This is a genomic window from Pseudomonas sp. SHLD1 (assembly GCF_028640935.1).
Taxonomy (GTDB): domain Bacteria; phylum Pseudomonadota; class Gammaproteobacteria; order Pseudomonadales; family Pseudomonadaceae; genus Chryseomonas; species Chryseomonas aestiva.
The window spans coordinates 346,520-361,817 of record NZ_JAQZAD010000006.1; the positions used below are offsets into that span (position 1 = coordinate 346,520).

Genomic DNA, 15,298 nt, shown 5'->3' on the forward strand with positions numbered 1-15,298 from the left:
CCGACTCACCTCCGTGAGGACTTTGTCATGCCTTCAAATCGTACTTCACCTACCTATCTCATCGCCTTGGGCGCTTTCGCCCTTGGGATGGCCTCCTATGTGACAGCAGGGCTCATCCCGCTCATCCAAAGCTCCCTCTCAGTGTCAGTAGCCATGGCGGCCCAACTGGTTACCGCCTTTACCCTTGCTTATGGCATCGGCTCGCCTGTGTTCGTCGCCCTTGTGCCGCCCAACCGGCAACGTGCTGGACTGTTACTCGCCCTACTGGTCTTCGTACTTGCGAACGCAGGAAGCGCCCTTTCTGATAGCTTTCTGACGCTTGTAGTTTGCCGCGCAATCGCCGGTATTGGTGCCGGTGTCTACCTCGCCATGGGCATTGCTGCCGCCGCATCGCTCTCTACTCCGGAGCGCCGCGGCAAAGGTATCGCCGTAATTTTGGGCGGCATGGCCAGCGGTGTGGTCCTTGGTGTACCGCTGAGTTTGCTATTGGCTGACCAATGGGGCTGGCAAGCAGCTCTATGGTTGATCACGCTCCTGGGCGCTGTGAGCTGGGCGGGCCTTTACCTGCGTCTGCCAGCGCTACCCAAGGCGACCGCCAGCTCCCTTGGCCAAAAACTCGCCATGCTCAGCGATGGCCGAGTCCTGACCATTTTGCTCGTGTCGTTGCTAGCGGCCGTATCCAGCCTCGGCATGTATACCTTCATCGCCCCTCTGCTGTCCGACCCTGCCTACGGTGGTATCCACTCTGTCACGCCCTACCTCTGGGTATGGGGTATCGGCGGTGTACTAGGAAGTTTCTTAATTGGCCCCCTGGTTGATCGCGTTCGTGGTGCGGTGCTGACCCTAGGGATCATGGTCGTTCTGGCACTGTCTCTGCTTTTTCTTCCTCAAACCGCACAGTGGAATCAGTGGCTTGTCATGCTACCCATTGCCGCTTGGGGCGCGGTCGGCTGGGCCCTGCAGGTACCGCAGAACAACGAGCTGATCCAGGCGCGCCAACACCATGGTGATGGCAACCTTGCCGTGGCCTTGAATGAATCGGCCTTGTACTTGGGGAGCGCTCTTGGTGCGGCTGCAGGCGGGTTCGTTCTACTGCTCGAACAACCGGTCGGTAATCTGACGCTCTACGCTGCCGGCGTAGCCGCACTTGGCGCCTTTGCCCAACTGCTCCTACTACGCCAGAAAGGCACGGCATCCAATCACACCTATCTCGACTCTAAACACTGACTGAAGGAAAGGCTGTGGAACTGCGCCACTTACGCTGTTTCATTGCCGCGGCAAAAGAACGTCATTTCGCCCGGGCAGCGGCACGACTGCATATCGAGCAGTCGGTTTAGGGAGAGCGTCAGAAGCGCTTTAATCCTGGTATCTCCTCTTGGTCGTGCGCTATGAGGGCGTTTCCATCGACGGTGGCACCGTTTGCAGGAGCAACGGAGACCGGACCTATTCACCCCTACTCAATTGACCTTACGTCTGCCATGCACACGTATCCTCATGAAGCCACCGGCTCTGACGAGCCGATCAAACCTGACTCGCTTGACCCGCTGGCCCGAACAGTTTCCGGCGATGCCGAATCCCATGCCTCCCGACAGGGCGTTCCTGCCAAGGCTCACCAAGATAGCCCGGTAGAAGATTCGCGCCTGGAGCCCGAAACGTACGAAGCAGGAACGGCTTGCGAGTCGCTACGGATTGTCACCCTCGACGAGCTGCGCCCCTTTGATCACAACCCCCGTACTCTTAGAAATCCTGCCTATGACGAGATCAAGGCTTCGATCCGCGAGCGTGGTCTGGACAGCGTACCTGTCATCACGCGGCGTACTGGCGAGTCTCACTACATCATCTACAGCGGGGGTAATACGCGCCTGTCGATCCTGCGCGAGCTCTATGCCGAAACTGGCGAAGAGCGCTTTTCCCGGCTGACTTGCCGGTATCGTCCGTGGACCGAGCGTGGCGAGCTGGAGGCACTGACGGGCCACCTAGCCGAAAATGAACTCCGTGGCGGCCTCACCTTTATCGAACGCGCCAAGGCCATCCAACGGGCGCAAGCGCTGTACGAGCAAGAAGCCGGACGCACCCTCTCCCAATCCGAACTGGCACGGCGCCTCAACGCGGATGGCTATCCCGTTCGCCAATCCCACATCAGTCGCATGCAGGAAGCGTTGCGCTATCTGCTCCCTGCCATACCCACCGTGCTGTACGCCGGCCTTGGACGGCATCAAGTGGAACGCCTTGCGATTCTAAGACGGGCGTGCGAACGCACCTGGCAGCGTCTGGCAAACTACCGCGGGCGCCACACCTTTGCCGAATTGTTCCAACACGTATTGGCGCAATTTGATTCTGCGGGCGAGCACTTTTGCCCACGACGCGTACAGGACGAGCTGATCGCACAAATGGCCGCAGCGCTCGGGATGCATTACGAGGCGCTGGCACTGGACATCAATCATCAGGAAACGCGCCAACGTGCGCTCTCGCAAACGCCACCGCTCGGTTCGCACGCACCGGGGCACACACCCAATGAGACCGGTTCGGGTACTACTCCACGGCTCATGGCCATTCAACAGTTGATTGCCCGCCATACCGATGAGCCCTTCGCGCAGCCGGGAAACAAGTCCCACATGGCTCAATCTTCTCTGGGCAGGGATAAATCCAGCGACCACGCGACACCCCATGAATCTGTGCGTATCCAACCTGAGCAACTGCGGGAGCAGATTGCACATCTTGCGCAGCAGCTGGCTCGAGACGCGGGTGTCGAGCCCTACGTGAACGTCCATACCAGTCACCTGGGCTTCTCCTGTACGTGGCCGAGCGATGCTCATGCCCTGCAGCCCACCGCGCGTACCGTGTTGCTCCTGCTGCACGCGCTCAACGGCACCGCTCAGACGCTACCCCTGGTCGACCGCGCAGCCCTTGCCGATGGACTCGGCGCGCTCTTGCAGGGTCAGGCGGGCGAGATCGCCCCACTAAGTGGACCTTCGCTCTCACTGCTATTCCGGCTCATCCGCCACACCCGTCGCCTCAACCGCCTAGAGGCCGGTTCTTTCTCTTAATCCTGTGCACTGTTCCGAGAACCTCTGTCATGCCGACCAGCCACCCTCTGAACCAAGCCGTCCTGACCCAAGCCCTGCACCACTTACATCATGGCGAGCTGCGCCGCTGCCAAGCGATGGGATTTGACGAGGAGGAACTGGCCGCCCTGAAGCAGCCAGACCTGGTCAGCCTTCTGGTAAACGCGCCAGTCTCATGGTGCACGGTGTTGATCAATCGCGACGTGATCAAACGTCTGCTTGGACAATCTGCCGATGTGAGTCAGGAAATCGCGCAGATTGACCGCATGCTGCGCCTGGGCAGTAGCAGCGAGATGGTCAGTCATCGCTTCGGGCTCACCCACCAAGAGGTTGCCTTACGCCGCAAGGTGCTGGGCTTACCCAAGCGCAAAGGCCGTTATCCCGCGCTGGACGATGCGCAGGACGCCGCACTCTGGCGGCAATGGAAAACCGAGGTAGCGCAGCGAGGGCTATCAACCGACGACGAGACCGCCATGCTTGAGCTGGCCATGGAGCTTGCCGAGGCGCATGAAGTACCGCTGGCCGTTCTCTGGTCGTCGGTTCGTCGCTGGACCGGTCAATAGGGAGCGTAGGCATGGCCCACGAGGCGTTGCGGCGCGCGACTCCCGCGCCCCTGACAGCTGTCTTCAATGACGTCCTGCGCACCCTCAAACCATCCCCAAAGGCGGACGGCACGCCCCAGGATGGTTTCCTCTACAGCGGTAACCGCCACGACAGCCTACCGCGCGGGCTCCTGCTTGATCGGCGCCTGACGCCGCTAGAGCGCAACGCCTGGCAGGTTTTGCACGTGCTGCTGGATCGCAGCGGCCTGACAGCCTTTCCGACCTACGAGCGGCTCCGTCCGTACTTGGCGGTCATGCCTTGCGCCACACAAGCGTCCAACGAAACCGTGGCCCGCGCCCTGGCCCTCCTCCGACTGACGCGGTGGCTGAGTCTTGTCCGGCGACAACGTGATCCTCACACCGGCCGTATCCAGGGCAACCTCTATGTCCTGCACGATGAGCCCCTCACGCCGTTCGAAGCAATCCAGCTGGATCCGGACTATCTGAAGCTGGTGAGCCAAGCACTGAGCCACGCGGCGAAGACAGTACAGGTGGTCGCGCGACAGGTGCTAAGGGAGGTGACTGAAGATCCGCAGGTCAACCAGCGGAGCCTTCCCTCTCGCCTGCAGATCATTGCTCAACGTCTCGCTCAGCAGGGCTGGGCGGACAAAGGCGTGCTGGCGGTAACGGACCCTGAAATCCCGAAATCCGAAGACAGTACGCCCGCACCGTCTTCGGATTCCGAAGCAGGTGCAATCCCTGATTCTAACGACACCCTTCGGAATCCGAAGGCAGACTGTACTGTACGTAAAGTAGATAAAGAATTAGTACGTACGAAGATGACTGAGTCTAACGACCTCGTACTACCCCCACGCTTTCTCACCCTTGACCGCGAGCAACAGTCCGGCGCCCTAGCGGCCCTCAAGCCCGTGGAGCCCGCACAGCGACAGGCGATTCTCGATGAATGGGCGGCCCGCTGCGAGCGCTCTGCGGTTCGCAATCCCGCAGGCTATCTGTTCGGCATCATCCAGAAAGCCCTGCGTGGCGAATTCAATCGCGCGGCAGCATCTACGCCTGCCCCACCACCACTGCCGCCTGAGCCGACACCGATCATTCCTGCCAAATCGCCACCGGCGCGTGCGTGCCAGACGTCGCGAAATCCTGAGGTAGGTCGGGCTCACTTGGATCAACTACGATCAGCGCTGCGTCTCCCTCCGCGGGACGCTATCCCCAGGGGATAGCTCGTGGCAGGATCATTTGGAAACGCTCTCAGCACGGCGGTACGCTTCCAGAGAAGCTATCCCCAGGGGATAGATAGGGCAGGTTTACCGGGGCGCAACATTGTTCAGCACCGCCGCGTTCACTCCTGAAAGCTATCCCCCTGGGATAGCCTGAGACAATGCTGCTCAGTCCGGAGCAGGCGCCGGAAGTATCTATCCCCAGGGGATAGTGCGGGTAAGGCTCATCTGAGACAACGCTGGTCACCTCGGCGTCGTCCTTCAGGCCATCCTACGTAAAGAGATTCAGACACTGTTGTGAGCCTTCTTTGTGACATCGCATCGCCATATGGCTCATTGATGGTCACTCCTATGAGATGGCTTTGCTGGCCCGAAGCTGATCAATGGAGGCGCGAAGGCGCTTGGCGTTAGCCGACGATCCCAGGAGGTATATGGTTTCGCGCATACCGTTGTAATCATCCAAAGAAATCATCACAACAGGTTCGCCACGCTGACGCGTGATTACAGCAGGCTCGTGGTTTCGGCAAACCTCGTCCATCGTCTGCTCAAGGTCGGCGCGAGCCTGGCTAAAGGTCAGTACACGCATTCTTCACTCCCTTCTCAAACACCGCTTGAATTCGATGCTAAAAGCCCTTAGGCCAGCTTAGAGGCATTACCGTGGGTCCTAGAAACGCAGCAGAGATCTTTTTTCTGCAAGCAGAGATGCCTCTCGACATTGCACGCAGATCGAACATTCTGGCTCGAGCTACCCATGAAATCCATGGAGCCGCAGATCGTTCATGCCGTCGATCTGAGGGCATGCGGACAAATTGTGTGGATCGATACAGCAGCCACACGTACCTGCTGGAACGTCGCAAGAATTACCGTACGACCTGGTCATAGCTATCCCCAGGGGATAGCTATCGCGTGGCACGCAACCAACCTGCTCAGCTAACGCCTAGCGAAAACGGGTAAAGCCCCAGTACGCCTTAATTGCAGCTTCAAGACGGCCCTGCATTGGAAAGTAGGGACTCGCCTTCTCGGGAGTCTTCCATGCGCGCACCCTACGCCACCGCTTGCCTTATCCCTGCCTGCACAGGGGCCGTCCTGGGCTTACTGCTCCAAGGCTGTACCTCACTGCCGACCGACACAGCAACCGCGCTGTCCGACATCCCTTTAGTGCGCTCGCCCGCACCCGTGCCGGAACAGGAGCTTTTGGTTGTCCGCCAGGCACGCTACACCTTGGTCGAGCAAGGACCTGAACTCGCTCAACGCAACCTGATGCGCCAGATTGTGGACGTTTCCATCCCCGCTGGGGCCGACCGTACTGTGGGCGAAGCCCTGCGCTACGTGCTGATCCGCTCCGGCTTTTCACTGTGCGAGACGCAAGAGGCGACTCAGCTCTATGCGCTGCCCTTGCCGGCCGCACACCTGCAGTTGGGTCCGCTGCCGCTGCGTGACGCCCTGCAGACTCTGGCAGGTCCCGCCTGGACGCTACAGGTTGATTCGCTCGCTCGGCGTGTGTGCTTTGCACCTGCGCCCACCCATCCAACCGAGGGCCGGCCATCGTGAGGGTACGAGCGTCTTTTCTGGCCATGCGTGCTGATCGTCTACAACGCCTGGGCGGCGCTGCCTGGTTACTCGCGCTCAGCATCCTGATCGTGCATGACCACAGGGGCCAATCGCGTCTGCGTCAGCAGCTAGCGCAACACGATGACCAGCCGGGCCTTCAGGCGCTGCAGGCGGACATGGTCACCCTCAGCGCCCGACTGGATGCCCTGCCAACGCCAGAGCGCCTGGTCAGCCCGACCGAGCTAAGCGCGGTACGCGAGGACCTTGAAGCCAGATTGGCCGCCGTTGTTCAGCAGCAGGAAAAGCATGCCCAAGCTGCAGACATGCTGACTTTGCAACAACGCACTGACCGACTTGAGGCTCAGTTGTACGCCCTGATGCACCAAGCAACGGCGTTTCGCGAGAAGCGCCAAACACCGGCACGACCTGCGCCAAAGGTCAAGACGTCCAAACCGCCCTTTCAGCTACTCGGTGCAGAGCAACGTGGCGGTCACACCTTTCTTTCCCTGCTACCTGCTCATCAGCAAGGGCTCAACGCCGTCACGCTGCTCCGCGTGGGCGAGTCCTTGGGCCAATGGCAGCTCACCGGCTTGACCCAGGACACCGCGACATTTCGGGTGGATGGCCTGGTGCGGCGTCTGCCGCTGCCTGGAGGAGACACGCGATGACACAACGGTTACCTGCTACCGCGTTGCTCAGTCTGATCCTTGGCTCTATTCAGGCTGTTCAGGCATCTCCTGCGCCCGCCTCCCACGACCAGACGCGTTGGAGCGATACCCAACACAGCCGACTCGTGCTGAACGAGGAAGCACAGGCTCGGGCCTGGGGTCTGCAGGCCAGTGACTGGGTCCGCTATCGCGAGCTGATGCAGGGTCCGCTAGGTATCTACGCGCCGAACTTGGACCCATTGACCGCCCTAGGTATCGAGGCACGCAGTGACGAAGAGCGTGCGCGCTATGCGGAGTTGCAGGTCAGAGCCGAGGCCCGACGCGTCGAGAAACTGCTGACCTATCAGCGCGCCTACGACGCTGCCTGGCAGCGCCTTGCACCTGACTTGCAGCGGGTCACGCTCAAGGACGCCAACGTGGCAGACGAGGCGCGCCTTTCCGTGTTCGTCAAAGCGGACTGCACGCCCTGTCTTGACCGTGTCCGGCAGTTGCAGGCACAGGGTCGGGCCTTCGACCTGTACCTGGTGGATAGTAAAGGCGATGACGCACGACTCCGGCGTTGGGCGCGTCAGGCGCGCCTGGATCCCACACGGGTTCGGCAGCGGACCATCACCCTCAACCATGACAATGGCCGCTTTCAGTCGCTAGGTCTTGCCGGCGAATTGCCCGTCGTCGCACAGCGGGTGAATGGACAATGGCAGCGACAGTAGCCACGCCAACAAGGCGCCGTCGACCAGTCGCTGGCCTGGCTTTTTTGTTGTCGGCTTTGGTCAGCGTCGCCACCTGGGCGCAACCTCAACTGCCGCCTCCGGCTTATCAGCTTGCGGCCCAGCAAGCCGGCGTGCCCTCTCTGATTCTGTACGCCATAGCACTGCAGGAAAGCGGCCGCCGCTGGCAAGGACGATCAGTACCGTGGCCCTGGACCCTGAACGTAGCTGGCGAGGCCAAGCGCTTTGCCAATCGCCATACGGCATGCACTGGCCTGCTGCAGGCCATGGACACTGCCCCAGACCGCAAAATCGACGTGGGTCTCGGCCAGATCAACCTGGGTTACCACCGCCATCGCGTCACCCATCCGTGTGACTTGCTAGACCCCTATCAAAACCTTGCGATTGCCGCTGCAATCCTCGTCGAGCAGCGCGCAGCTGCGCCTGATTGGCCAGCCGCCATTGGCCGCTACCACCGCCCGGCCGGCGGCGCCCTTGCCGCACGCTATCAGCGCCTCGTCCAGGCGCATCTGGATCGCCTACAGGGTCAGGTAGCCAGTGGACTGCAGGTGGGAGAGCTGCCGTGAGACCTGGGTTCGGAAGACGCTCACTGTTCGTACTCGGTACGGGATGGCTATCCCTGCAGGCAATGGCGGACCCACTCATCGTGGTGGGTCACGAGGGAGGTGTTTCCACCCAGCCGTACTTCGAGCCGTTCAAGCGGACAGCTCCACCACGTACGTCTACTGTGACCCCATTTCCTGCCGATGCTTATGAGGCTGAGGCCGCAATGCTACCGGTGCGGTCACAAAGACTGCTTCCTGGCGAAGCTTCGACACGAGCGCTCCAAGCACCTGGGCTTAGCCCCCTATTTCTCATCGGTGATGATGAGTACTCACGTCATTGGCTGAGCCAGCAGCGGCGGCAGCTGAAGGACCAGCAGGCTATTGGCCTGGTGGTAAATATCGACACTGCCGCGGCCTTGGCAAAACTTCGGCGCCTGGACCCCGACCTCACCCTCATTCCAACGTCGGGGGATGACCTCGCCCAACGCCTTGGGCTGCACCACTACCCTGTGCTGCTCGTGCCAATGGCGGATGACAGGTAGCGCAGGCCATGTCCCATCCGACCGGCTATGAGCGCTGGCTTCGCCCCGCCGTGGAGTTGTACAGCGTTGGCGCCTGCATGCTAGCGGCTGGCCTTGTTGCACTCATTCCCGAAACGCTCGGGCTCTCGGCCCCAATGGCCTCGTTCGCCACAACGGCATTCCTATGCCTCGCCGCCGCACGGCTGTATCAGGCTCATCGCATCCTGCGCTACCGACGCAATCTTCGGCGGCTGCCTGCCTACACCCTGTCCAGCGCTGCGATACCGGTCAGCACGCACACGCTGTTCATCGGCCGTGGGTTTCGTTGGGAGGCGCGGCATACCCAACGCTTGCTCGAGACCTATTTGCCGCAGTGCCGCCGCTATGTCGAGCCAAGTCGGTATGACCGCTTTATCCAACACCTTTTCAAACAGCCTTCGCGGCGCGGTCACCTGACTCAAGCCGCCATTGGCGGCCTGCCTCGCCTTCATGGCGTTGAGCCTGACGAGCAAGACGTCTGCCTACCCTTGAACGAGCGTGTGGGCCATACGCTGGTACTGGGTACCACGCGGGTCGGCAAGACGCGGCTGGCCGAGCTCTTCATCGCGCAGGACATCCGCCGTCGCAATGCGCAGGGCGAGCATGAAGTGGTGATCGTGTTCGATCCCAAAGGCGATGCAGATCTGCTCAAGCGGATGTACGCCGAAGCCAAACGTGCCGGCCGTGAGCAGGAGTTTTTGGTGTTCCACCTGGGCTGGCCCGACAGCTCGGCTCGGTACAACGCCGTCGGCCGTTTTGGTCGTATCTCCGAGGTGGCTACTCGTCTTGCCGGGCAACTCTCCGGTGAAGGCGATAGCGCCGCCTTTCGCGAGTTTGCCTGGCGCTTCGTCAACATCATTGCGCGCGCGCTGGTGGAGCTGGGTCAGCGCCCTGACTATCGGTTGATCCAGCGCTATGTCATCAACATCGATGCGCTGTTTATTCAGTACGCCGAACACTACTTCGCCACACGTGAGCCCGAGGCGTGGGAGGCGATCCTCAAGCTTGAGGCGGGACTGAACAACCGTAATCTGCCGCGGCATATGATTGGGCGGGAGATCCGAGTCGTTGCCCTCGAGCAGTACCTTTCCAGTACGCATCACTTCGATCCGGTGCTCGATGGCCTGCGCAGCGCCGTGCGCTACGAGCGCAGCTTTTTCGACAAGATTGTGGCTTCGCTCCTGCCCCTGCTGGAGAAGCTCACCACCGGCAAGATCGTCCAGTTGCTCTCGCCGGACTACGAGGACATGCAGGATCCGCGGCCAATCTTCGACTGGATGCAAGTCGTTCGCCAACGCGCCATTGTTTATGTGGGCTTGGATGCCCTATCCGATGCCGAGGTCGCCGCAGCGGTAGGCAATTCCATGTTTGCGGATCTGGTTTCGGTGGCGGGACACCTCTACAAGTTCGGCGTCGACAGCGGATTACCCGGCGGCAAGCCAGGCACCAAGCCAACCATCAATCTGCACGCCGATGAGTTCAACGAACTGATGGGTGATGAGTTTATTCCCCTGGTCAACAAGGGCGGCGGCGCTGGCGTTCAGGTGACGGCCTATACCCAGACCCTGTCGGATATCGAGGCACGGCTAGGTAATCGCGCCAAGGCTGGTCAGGTGATTGGCAACTTCAACAACCTGTTCATGTTGAGGGTACGCGAAACAGCCACAGCCGAACTGCTGACCCGCCAGCTCCCCCAGGTCGACGTCTATACACCCGCGCAATCCAGTAGCGTCACCGATACCTCTGATCCAGCGGCCGCCAGCGCCTTCACCTCCAGCACTCAAGATCAGCTCGTGGGCAGCCGCCGGCCTCTCATCGAGCCTGCTCATCTCGTCGCGTTGCCCAAGGGGCAGTGCTTTGCGCTGCTTGAGGGCGGTGCGCTTTGGAAGGTGCGCATGCCCTTGCCGCTACCAGACGCCGATGATGATTTACCGGCTGATCTTCGCGCGCTGACCGCTGCCATGCGTCGGCGCCCGTTCGGATCCAAGACGGCTGAGCCATCTGGCGAACCAGACTCACCACTCCCGACCGCCCCAGAGCCACCGGTGACTTCGACTACTGAGGCATCTGCTCATGAATGATGCCGTAGACATCCGGCCGCGTCGTTACGGAGGGTTTACCCAGCTTCTGCTACTGCCCTTTACGGTCTTGGGCCTACTGTGCGCCGCGCTGCTCCTTCGGCTTTTGCTGGAAGGCTTCGGCATGTTGTTCGTTTGGCCGGATAACCGCGATCTGCACGCGCAGATCCTTTACGAGCAGGATCGACGCGATCTCGCCCGCACGCCTTGGCCGGATCGATGGCAGTCGATTTCCCGTACGTGGCTAAATACCAAACGCTCAGTACAGCTCATGGCGCTATCCAACCCGTGGATCGAGTTACAAGGCAGGCTCGAAGCCATACCCAGCCTCCTTGGCCACAGAACGCCGAGCCTGCCTTGGGCAAAAGAACGTTCGGGGCTAAAAGAGGCTTTATCTGTAGCCCGGCACAGCGCGCTGAGCGTTGGCATACGAAGCCTACTGCTGCTTCAGGCTCTGCCTCTGCTGATACTGAGCGTGCTCGTCGGTACCGTAGACGGCTTGGTCCGACGGCAAGTGCGTCGCTTCAACGTGCAACGTGAATCGGGCTATCTCCATCACCGCGCGAAGGCCCTCTTCGTTCCACTGACACTGCTGCCAGGGTTCATGTACCTGGTACTGCCCATCAGCCTGTCTATTGCCAGCTTTGCGATTGTGAGTGCGATCCTGTCAGGCCTGATGGCCACAATTGCCATTGGGACTTTCAAGAAGCATCTCTGATGAACAGCTTTGGCTATTCCATTCAGGCAAGACGTCTAGAACATCTATCGCCAGCCAGGCTAAGACACGTTTCACGTGGAACGCTGCACTGTCTCTTGATCGTGCGAGCCCAGATATAACCCTTAGCAGTTATCCAGCTGTTCGCTCATCAAGCCAAGCACGATAAGCCGCCCAACGAGCGGTCCTTTTACTTCATCACCTGAGGATAGAAGCTGCTTCCAGACAGGGCTTTGGGGATCAGCCGGAATCTTATGAAGACGTTACGCTCTGGTCGTCTCGAGTAGCTCAGCATGCTGCTCGAAGTCATCCGCTAGCTGCTGCAGCGTGATACTTCGCAGGCGCGTCAGCAGCAAAGCCTGCGCGGCATCGAATGCCTCGGTCAGCGCATTGTTTACGGCTCGCTCAACCAGACATTCAGGATGATCGGTCGCCAAACCTATGGCGAAAATCGACGACGACCCGAGCGCCTGATGGATATCTAGCAGTGTGATCTCTGCAAGGGGCTTTGCCAGCATCCACCCTCCCCGATGACCCTTTTCAGAACGAACGTACCCCTGCTCCTTGAGCAGGGCCATCGTCCTGCGCACGACCACCGGATTAGTACTCAGCATCTGCGCCAAGCTGTCAGACGTCGCAGGCTGTTCATGGCGAGCCATGTGAATCAGCGTATGCAGCATCCGCGATAGGCGCGTGTCATTTCTCATAGCTCAAAAGCCTCATTCAAGCCGGCCAGCATCTCTCGACACAGGAAAAGTTACAAGACCTAGACTTTCGCTCATCACGTAACTTATGTTGTTTCCTGAAATTCAAGAGGGAAATTCCATGATCTACGATGTGATCGTTGTGGGGGGTAGCTACGCCGGTGTGTCCGCTGCCATGCAACTGGCTAGGGCGCGCCGTTCTGTGTTGGTGATTGATGCTGCGCAACGCCGTAATCGATTCGCTGCCACGTCTCATGGGTTCTTGGGGCAAGACGGCAACAGCCCAGATGCAATTGCTGACCAAGCACGTCGGCAACTACTCGCCTACCCATCCGTCACCTGGCATGACGCGTCTGCGGTTGCAGCAGAGAAACAGGCCGATGTGATCTCTATCGCTACAAGCGATGGCCTCACCTTCAATGCCCGTCGGCTGATTCTGGCTTCCGGCGTCACCGATGAGCTGCCAGATATTCCTGGTTTGGCTGAGCGCTGGGGGCGACAGGTCTTCCACTGCCCTTACTGCCATGGGTATGAGCTGGACAAAGGAAACATCGGTGTCCTGGCCAGCTCACCACTCGCTATCCATCAGGCCCTGATGCTGCCTGATTGGGGAGCAACAACCTTATTCCTCAACGGCGCCTTCCAGCCCGATGCAGAGCAAAGCGAGAAGCTTGCACAGCGTGGCGTTTCGCTCGAGCAAGAGCAGGTTGTTTCTATTGGTGGGAAGCGGTTGGAAGTGACACTGGCCAGTGGTCGTGTGATTACGCTTGCAGGACTGTTCGTCCAACCACGCACGCATCTGAACAACCCCCTGATCAAGCAGTTGGGCCTTGCCGTTGAAAGCGGTCCCTTGGGCGACTTCCTGACAGTAGATCAGATGCGGGAAACCAGTGTGGCAGGCGTGTTTGCCTGCGGAGATGCGGCAGTGGCTGCCGGTAACGTGGCGATCGCGGTCGGCGACGGTGCTCGCACAGGTGGCGCAGCTCACCAGTCGTTGATCTTTCGCTGAGCGAAGCAACTTCAGGCCGCCGGCTTTTTACCAAAGCACTAGCACGTATTAACCTGTCTTCTTGGCAAGGACAGTAGCGCACCTGCCAGCTCTACCTTATCTGACAGGTGCAGCGTCATTGCTCAAGAGGGTTGTTAACGTCGTGCTTCTGTCAGGGCTTGGCGGTAAAGCACGACAACATCGTTAAGCAACTCGCGCATCATCGACGCAAGCAGTTGCTGACGAAGTTCTCCGTTCTCTACCGACTCAGACGCCAACTGATCAAGCAGATCGTTCAGCACTGAAACATGCAACTCAGCTTCGGCATCCGGCGTATCCGACTCGAAGTCTGGCTGGCGCGCCCGAAGCAGAGGCGTTGGAAAAGGGACTATGGTGCTAGTGCGACTAGTCATGGCGCACCTCCATGCGAGAGGTAAGACACGTAGTCGGATGTGCCAGGCGGAGCCCGGGCTTGAAAGGAGGACGAGGCATTTTCCTTTTAATCCTTGGACAGGTTAAGGAACCGCCTACCAGCCTTCTCACGAGCATAGGAGGCGGACCGTGCAAGGGTGAGAATCCGGCGTCCAAGGGAACCGGCCAGGCAAAAGCCTGCCTCACACGGCCCGCCATAGAGGAGCATTAGCGCAGCATGCAAATACTGGCTAAGCACTATGACGCTACCGCGCCTTGGACAACTTCCAGGTTCTCACGCCCGGTCGCGGGATTGACCACGACAGCCAAAATCTAACGTTCGCGGTTACCGGTTGCAACCAACAAACCGGCTGGCGTGCGCTCCGCTTTCTCGGTGAGGCCACCGTCTACAAAAAACCGGGTACGCGCTGAATCGGATTTTCTGCGGCGTGACGCTCCAGTAAACGGCACCTTCGCGCCATCGAATCGCTCAGGACGCGAGCAAGATGGCAACGCGCAAAGGCCTCGCCCTACTTCAGTGGGCACTCCTCCTCACACCGCTCTCGGTTGCCCTAAGCGCCCCCCATGCATGGGCGGGCGACGGTGACGCTGAACGTGAGCAGCTAGCTGCCGTCATCCGGCAATTGACGATCACTGAACACCTGGCCGTTCAGACCGCTGCGCACACAGCCCCTGCAGGCACCCGCTACCACTTCGACGATGCCCGCCTGCAGCAAGACCTGCGGCGCATCCGCCAGGGCATCGAACACTACCTGACGCCGTCTCGGGCCCAGCCCAGGGATCTGCAGCCGCTGGCAGGTGACTACGCCCGCGAGGTCGATCCACATGAGGCGTCCTCGCCATGACCCTCTCCGCCGCACAGAGCGCAGCCTTTCAGGCCAGCGGTGGCTTCACCCCTGCTGCCGTCTCCACGGTGGTGCTGAGCCTGGTCTTTGCCGTCTTTCAGCTCTGGGGCGTCTGGGCCCTGCGTACGGCCTTCGTGAGCTGGGCCGAACACCGCATGACCCAACGCCAATTGCTGGGCGTCGCGGTGCGTTTTTTCTTCCTGTACCTGGCCCTGATTTTTCTACTGCTCTCCTGACTTGTGGAGGACCTGAACGTGTCTACGTCGCTGCTGCGCATCTGCCCTCGCCGTCTTGCTCAATCCCTGACGGCCGTCAGTGGTATCGGGCTGATTGAAGGCGCCCACGCCGCTGGCTTGCCCAAGATGGAAGCGCCCACCCGTGGGCAAGGCACCGGCATCCTGCAGACCCTGCAGAACTACGGCTACGACATCGTCATGCTGGTCGCCCTGCTGGTTGTGGCGTCCATGTTTATCGGCGTGTGCTACCACGCCTATACCCGCTACTCCGAGATCCACACTGGCCGCGCCACCTGGGGGCAATTTGGTCTTACCGTGGCCGTAGGCGCCATGCTATTGGTCGTGGGGATCTGGCTGCTGACCACCGCCATCGGTGTGCTCTGACGCGCGGAGCGGCCCCTCA

Annotated in this window: 18 protein-coding genes and 1 pseudogene; 16 read left to right on the plus strand and 3 right to left on the minus strand. The window is 60.2% G+C overall.

Features of this window, described 5'->3' with window-relative positions:
• Window positions 1–27 precede the first annotated feature (27 nt).
• The 5 genes and pseudogenes from PVZ77_RS01560 (at window position 28) to PVZ77_RS01580 (ending at window position 4,848) form a co-directional block, all read left to right on the plus strand.
• Entirely contained in the window at window positions 28–1,227 is a 1,200-nt protein-coding gene (locus tag PVZ77_RS01560; protein ID WP_273805591.1) for an MFS transporter, read from the plus strand.
• Window positions 1,228–1,241: 14 nt separating this feature from the next.
• Window positions 1,242–1,331 (plus strand): annotated as a pseudogene (locus PVZ77_RS01565) (LysR family transcriptional regulator); the annotation flags it as partial.
• 147 nt (window positions 1,332–1,478) lie between these two features.
• The gene (locus PVZ77_RS01570) at window positions 1,479–3,047 is read left to right on the plus strand and encodes a ParB family protein (RefSeq protein ID WP_273805590.1); all 1,569 of its coding nucleotides are present in this window, start codon (window positions 1,479–1,481) and stop codon (window positions 3,045–3,047) included.
• Between the two features lie 29 nt (window positions 3,048–3,076).
• On the plus strand, window positions 3,077–3,628 hold the full coding sequence (locus tag PVZ77_RS01575) for a DUF2857 domain-containing protein (RefSeq protein WP_273805589.1): 552 nt from the start codon (window positions 3,077–3,079) through the stop codon (window positions 3,626–3,628).
• A gap of 11 nt (window positions 3,629–3,639) precedes the next feature.
• Window positions 3,640–4,848, plus strand: a complete 1,209-nt coding sequence (locus PVZ77_RS01580) for an STY4528 family pathogenicity island replication protein (RefSeq protein WP_273805588.1) — start codon at window positions 3,640–3,642, stop codon at window positions 4,846–4,848.
• Window positions 4,849–5,194: 346 nt separating this feature from the next.
• Here the strand turns inward: PVZ77_RS01580 and PVZ77_RS01585 are convergent, their stop codons facing one another.
• Window positions 5,195–5,431: a type II toxin-antitoxin system Phd/YefM family antitoxin gene (locus PVZ77_RS01585; RefSeq protein ID WP_042134779.1), complete on the minus strand. Its 237-nt coding sequence runs from the start codon at window positions 5,429–5,431 to the stop codon at window positions 5,195–5,197.
• A gap of 446 nt (window positions 5,432–5,877) precedes the next feature.
• On the opposite strand from PVZ77_RS01585, the gene pilL2 reads away from it, so the two are divergent.
• From pilL2 to PVZ77_RS01620, 7 genes are all read left to right on the plus strand, one after another.
• On the plus strand, window positions 5,878–6,396 hold the full coding sequence (gene pilL2, locus PVZ77_RS01590; protein ID WP_273805587.1) for a PFGI-1 class ICE element type IV pilus protein PilL2: 519 nt from the start codon (window positions 5,878–5,880) through the stop codon (window positions 6,394–6,396).
• A gap of 23 nt (window positions 6,397–6,419) precedes the next feature.
• Window positions 6,420–7,064: a hypothetical protein gene (locus PVZ77_RS01595; RefSeq protein ID WP_273805586.1), complete on the plus strand. Its 645-nt coding sequence runs from the start codon at window positions 6,420–6,422 to the stop codon at window positions 7,062–7,064.
• On the plus strand, window positions 7,061–7,774 hold the full coding sequence (locus PVZ77_RS01600; RefSeq protein WP_273805585.1) for a TIGR03759 family integrating conjugative element protein: 714 nt from the start codon (window positions 7,061–7,063) through the stop codon (window positions 7,772–7,774). The genes PVZ77_RS01595 and PVZ77_RS01600 overlap by 4 nt, the downstream gene beginning before the upstream one ends.
• Window positions 7,759–8,358 (plus strand): transglycosylase SLT domain-containing protein, encoded by a 600-nt coding sequence (locus PVZ77_RS01605; RefSeq protein WP_273805584.1) that lies wholly within the window; start codon window positions 7,759–7,761, stop codon window positions 8,356–8,358. The genes PVZ77_RS01600 and PVZ77_RS01605 overlap by 16 nt, the downstream gene beginning before the upstream one ends.
• Before the next feature lie 62 nt (window positions 8,359–8,420).
• Window positions 8,421–8,879 (plus strand): integrating conjugative element protein, encoded by a 459-nt coding sequence (locus tag PVZ77_RS01610; protein WP_273805818.1) that lies wholly within the window; start codon window positions 8,421–8,423, stop codon window positions 8,877–8,879.
• 8 nt (window positions 8,880–8,887) lie between these two features.
• Window positions 8,888–10,978: a type IV conjugative transfer system coupling protein TraD gene (gene traD, locus PVZ77_RS01615; protein WP_273805583.1), complete on the plus strand. Its 2,091-nt coding sequence runs from the start codon at window positions 8,888–8,890 to the stop codon at window positions 10,976–10,978.
• Complete coding sequence (locus PVZ77_RS01620) at window positions 10,971–11,693, plus strand: DUF4400 domain-containing protein (protein WP_052382640.1); 723 nt, start codon at window positions 10,971–10,973, stop codon at window positions 11,691–11,693. Before traD ends, PVZ77_RS01620 begins: the two co-directional genes overlap by 8 nt.
• A gap of 260 nt (window positions 11,694–11,953) precedes the next feature.
• Here PVZ77_RS01620 and PVZ77_RS01625 read toward each other — a convergent pair whose 3' ends face one another.
• The gene (locus PVZ77_RS01625; RefSeq protein WP_042134791.1) at window positions 11,954–12,397 is read right to left on the minus strand and encodes an Rrf2 family transcriptional regulator; all 444 of its coding nucleotides are present in this window, start codon (window positions 12,395–12,397) and stop codon (window positions 11,954–11,956) included.
• A 118-nt stretch (window positions 12,398–12,515) separates the two neighbouring features.
• Between PVZ77_RS01625 and PVZ77_RS01630 the strand changes: the two genes are divergently transcribed.
• A complete protein-coding gene (locus PVZ77_RS01630) occupies window positions 12,516–13,403 on the plus strand; it encodes an NAD(P)/FAD-dependent oxidoreductase (protein WP_042134793.1) in 888 nt (295 codons plus the stop codon).
• A 134-nt stretch (window positions 13,404–13,537) separates the two neighbouring features.
• Here PVZ77_RS01630 and PVZ77_RS01635 read toward each other — a convergent pair whose 3' ends face one another.
• Window positions 13,538–13,795 carry a hypothetical protein gene (locus PVZ77_RS01635; RefSeq protein WP_042134795.1) on the minus strand — a complete coding sequence of 86 codons (258 nt, stop codon included), beginning with the start codon at window positions 13,793–13,795 and terminating at the stop codon, window positions 13,538–13,540.
• Between the two features lie 504 nt (window positions 13,796–14,299).
• On the opposite strand from PVZ77_RS01635, the gene PVZ77_RS01640 reads away from it, so the two are divergent.
• Genes PVZ77_RS01640 through PVZ77_RS01650 form a run of 3 tightly spaced genes read left to right on the plus strand, consistent with a single transcriptional unit; the run spans window position 14,300 to window position 15,279 of the window.
• On the plus strand, window positions 14,300–14,659 hold the full coding sequence (locus PVZ77_RS01640) for an integrative conjugative element protein, RAQPRD family (protein WP_273805582.1): 360 nt from the start codon (window positions 14,300–14,302) through the stop codon (window positions 14,657–14,659).
• Entirely contained in the window at window positions 14,656–14,895 is a 240-nt protein-coding gene (locus PVZ77_RS01645) for a TIGR03758 family integrating conjugative element protein (protein ID WP_007160000.1), read from the plus strand. Before PVZ77_RS01640 ends, PVZ77_RS01645 begins: the two co-directional genes overlap by 4 nt.
• 12 nt (window positions 14,896–14,907) lie before the next feature.
• Entirely contained in the window at window positions 14,908–15,279 is a 372-nt protein-coding gene (locus PVZ77_RS01650) for a TIGR03745 family integrating conjugative element membrane protein (protein WP_042135424.1), read from the plus strand.
• Window positions 15,280–15,298 lie beyond the last annotated feature (19 nt).